The following is a 3,732-nucleotide window of genomic DNA, read 5'->3' on the forward strand; positions in this document are numbered from 1 at the left end:
TATCAAATTTACCGGTGGTTGCATCGCGATCCCAAGCCAACCCGCTTTGTTGTCCCCGTCTATCCGGCTACTGTCCTGGCGCGATGGAGCGCGTTGAACCAGGAGCCAGCCGTTGAACGATGATATCGATGGATGGTGCGAGCGAGACCGGTCGCGACCTGGTCCAGGCGATGACAGATAAGCCCAGGGTGTGAGATGACATTCATACTTCTGACAGGCGCAGGCTTTTCCTATAATTGGGGCGGTCCCCTTGCATCCGAGGCGTTCAGTTCTCTTTTGGCCGACCCGGATGTTGACGAGGTGACCCGCGAACGGCTTTTCGCTGCGGGCTTCGAGCAGGTGCTGGCTGACCTCCATCTCTCAGGCGATCCTGATGACAAGAAGCGGCATGACGCGCTCCTCACCGCGGTCGTTGGGATCTTCAACGCCATGAATAATGGCTTCATGCACGTGAAGTTCGAGTTCGAGGATCCCCCACAGGTCGCCTACTCTCTGCAAAGCTTCCTGAGCCGGTTTCATGCGCTGTTCACGCTCAACCAGGACGCCCTGATCGAGCAACATTATGCCCCCGTCGTCGGAGGCGCTCTGAACTGGGGCCGGCTCCACCTCCCCGGCGTCAAGTACATGCCGGGGTTCACCCCGAGCGGGGCCCGCCAGGACAAATTCGCCATCATGGAGCCCAACCCGTCCGACTTCGCCATGCCGAGCTCGGTGCAGCCCTACGTGAAGCTTCATGGCTCGGTGAATTGGGTCGAATCATCAGTCGGGCAGCGCGTGCTCATCATGGGCGGTCAGAAGGCTGTCAGCATCGGCCGTTATCCCCTGCTGACGTGGTACCATGCTGAGTTCCGTAAGATGCTGCTGCGGCCGTCAGCACGGCTGATGGTGATCGGTTACAGCTTCGGCGACGCTCACATCAATGACGCCATCGCCGAGGCCCTGAAGCAAGGCCTCAAGCTCTTCATCGTCGACCCCTACGCGTTGGACGTTCTGAAGAAAGATCCTCGCATGGCAGCGGCCGCAAAATCGCAGCTTATCGGCTTCTCGCCGCGGCCACTCAGCAAGACCTTTGGCGGGGACCGACTAGCCCACGCCGAGCTTTCGAAGTTTTTCGACCTGTCAGCGCGTAGCTGACTGATCTGCTGCGCCGATTCCAAGCGAGCATGCCCGCGGATAGCGCCAGTGCGACGCGTCAGAGTCCCGACCAGAGGCGATCAAGCGATTGTGGCAACTCTCATCTCAGGTGCCGAAGCCTGCATGGCGATCCTTATGTGGCTCGTTCAGGACGCCGGCGAGCCGAAGCCCTTCGAGGATACCTTCGATCCGCGGCTCCCGCAGCGTCCTGCAAGCAGTGCAACGGCCTCGGCCTGATCAACGGTGAAACGAACGTCACGCGAGCGTTGCAATAACGCATCGAGAAACGAAGGAGCGCCCGCGGTGTGGTGACGAAGTGTCGACACGGCTTCCACCGCGAGATACGTCGCCAAATCCGCATCCGCGGCCTGGCTTGGATGGGGCTCGACGTCCACACGCTGATTGATCGCCTCTCGCAGCAGCGCGCTCTGCCGCTTCGTGTCCATCGCAAGCATGAACACCGCATCCGCCAGCTGCTCGCGGGGCAGACCTCTCAAACCCGCAATGCGCTTTTGAACGTCGCCGTCTGAACTTGTTTGGCGCTGACTTGCCCGCCGCGGCTGCCGGCTGGATTCACTCGTTCGCTTTTGGATCATGGGCTCGTCTCCGGCGAAGCGATATATCCCCCGGGAGCTGGACGCGAAAGCGCGAACTCACACGCGGCTGCGTCGCGGGTACTCTAAAATTCCGTCTGGGTCGCCACGTCAGAACGCGTGAATCTCGTGATCCGATCGCGCCTGCGCGTCGTAGACACGGACCTGCAACATCGGAAATCGCCGCTTCAGATCGCGCGCTCCGTGTTCGACGCCACCTTTCGTCTCGAACTCCGTCTTCACGCAACCGTCGACCACGATCGCATAACCACTTGTCGGCAGATCTCGCGTAGAATTTCGCATCTTTGGACCCGGATCCTGAAACGAGTTTCGTCTGATGGCTTAGGGTGAGTCTGGCCGCAACGACAAGCAGCGCTACGCGTTGCAGCGGACTTGTCAGCCGCAGTTTTGAAGCAAGGCCGGCACCGCCCGGAACAAGAGAACCGCCATGCTCGCCAGCGTCGAACCCGTGACGACGAAATAGGCGATGAGCCTTCCGCCGGCCGAGCAGGCCTCGTTTGCATTGCCGCCTGACATTGCGACCGTCCTCTGTCCTAACAACTGGACGAGACATAACCTGAGTCGCAAAATCGCAAGCGGAGCAAATCTTCCGCCCGATTTACCTCTGGTTAACGACTCGGAAACGGTGCCTCAGCGGCCGGATCGAGGGATTCATTCGCACGCCTATTCGCTCGCTTTTGCAACCCGTTTGAATCCGGTGCGGCCTCGATAGGGCGAACGCACCACTTCAGTCGGCCTCGGGGTCGCATGGGCCTCAGTACATGATGCCGAGCCATCGTGCCCGTCTCGGGCGCAGACGTTGCAGCCGCCTCGTTTCCACGGCTGACCGTTCGTGACGCTCGACGCCGACAGCTGCCATTCGGACGACTCTAATGGATCCTGCAGGTCACGCCTTGAACGCCAATCGAAATGCGCCCCAGTGGCGGCCCACAACGACGATCGGCACGTCAACTTCTCTTAAGGTCACGACTTTACCGCCTCCCATATTCCGGTCACATGTCTGCATCAGAAACTCCCGCGTCGTGCGTGCCGCCGTCAATCCTGCACGGTCCTTGAAGAACCGCCGGTTGCGCGAATTCGCCGCATTCCAGGCCGCATCGCCCGGACGTTGCGGTTGGAACAACTGCATGTGGTGGGTCGGCAGGTAGCAATTGGTATCGACGGCAACGCTGAGTACGATCCGCGGGTCAAGCTTGAGAACAGGCTCCTGGATAGACGGCAAAACCCGATCGCACAGCGCGGTAAATGCAGTCTCGAACTGCACCGGATCAGTTCCGACGATCGGACGATAGCGAGAGTCAAACATCTGCTCGTGTGTCACCTCGCGCCTTTCGATCGCCTGTTCGAAGGCTCTTTCGATCTTTTTCGCAGCTGCAGTTGCTGCATCGATGAAAGGGCGGTGCTCGGCATCAACCTGACGCAGGCAAGATGCGATGCGCGATTGAGAACTGGCGTCCAGGTCATGGAATTGAACATGAATGCTCGTCTTGCCAATTGCGACTATTGTGCCTGTCAAGGTCCCGAACAGACGCGTTTCGACGGTGGCAGCTTCCCCCTCGACCAACCCGATATCTGCACTGTCCGCTCGAAAGCGCAGGCCGGACCCGGAGAGATCCAGGACATTGCCAGCAATGCGTAGTTCGCGCGACCGCACTTCTCCAGGAATCAGCACGGGACGCCGATGCTCGACCAAACCTCGATTGCTTGCGCTCGACTGACGCAGCGATACGAGAAGATCTGCGCGGAGCTCCGAAACGCGCGCGTTCGTGCCGTTAACGAGCTCCGAGACGACGGATGCCGCCTGTTCGATGTCGCGTGAGCGCGTCGATATCTCCGTCACGCTCCTTGCGACGGCGGACACTCCCGTCGACGCCTCCTGAAGGCTACGCGATAATTCACGCAACGTGCCTTCCTGCTCTTCTGCCGCCCCTTGCACGGCGGTGCTGACTCCATCGATATCCCTGACCGTCTTGCTGATGCCCCC

4 protein-coding genes are annotated in these 3,732 nt (G+C 60.2%); 1 reads left to right on the top strand and 3 read right to left on the bottom strand.

The features are described 5' to 3' along the window. The first annotated feature begins 195 nt into the window (after nucleotides 1-195). Entirely contained in the window at nucleotides 196-1,134 is a 939-nt protein-coding gene (locus H8A95_RS42030) for an SIR2 family protein (RefSeq protein WP_229188310.1), read from the top strand. Nucleotides 1,135-1,280: 146 nt separating this feature from the next. On the opposite strand, the gene H8A95_RS42035 is transcribed toward H8A95_RS42030, so the two are convergent. The 3 genes from H8A95_RS42035 to H8A95_RS42045 all read right to left on the bottom strand — a co-directional run. After that, the gene (locus H8A95_RS42035; protein WP_229188311.1) at nucleotides 1,281-1,730 is read right to left on the bottom strand and encodes a hypothetical protein; all 450 of its coding nucleotides are present in this window, start codon (nucleotides 1,728-1,730) and stop codon (nucleotides 1,281-1,283) included. 393 nt (nucleotides 1,731-2,123) lie between these two features. Further along, complete coding sequence (locus H8A95_RS42040) at nucleotides 2,124-2,264, bottom strand: hypothetical protein (RefSeq protein ID WP_229188312.1); 141 nt, start codon at nucleotides 2,262-2,264, stop codon at nucleotides 2,124-2,126. 370 nt (nucleotides 2,265-2,634) lie between these two features. Continuing rightward, nucleotides 2,635-3,732 (bottom strand): PilZ domain-containing protein (locus tag H8A95_RS42045; protein WP_229188313.1); only part of this gene is annotated, 1,098 nt, incomplete at its 5' end.

Source organism: Bradyrhizobium oropedii (assembly GCF_020889685.1).
Classification (GTDB): Bacteria; Pseudomonadota; Alphaproteobacteria; order Rhizobiales; family Xanthobacteraceae; genus Bradyrhizobium; species Bradyrhizobium oropedii.

Coding starts and splice junctions, on each gene's coding strand:
- H8A95_RS42040 (WP_229188312.1), bottom strand. CDS start 2,264: ATGTCAGGCGGCAATGCAAACGAGGCCTGCTCGGCCGGCGGAAGGCTC.
- H8A95_RS42030 (WP_229188310.1), top strand. CDS start 196: ATGACATTCATACTTCTGACAGGCGCAGGCTTTTCCTATAATTGGGGC.
- H8A95_RS42035 (WP_229188311.1), bottom strand. CDS start 1,730: ATGATCCAAAAGCGAACGAGTGAATCCAGCCGGCAGCCGCGGCGGGCA.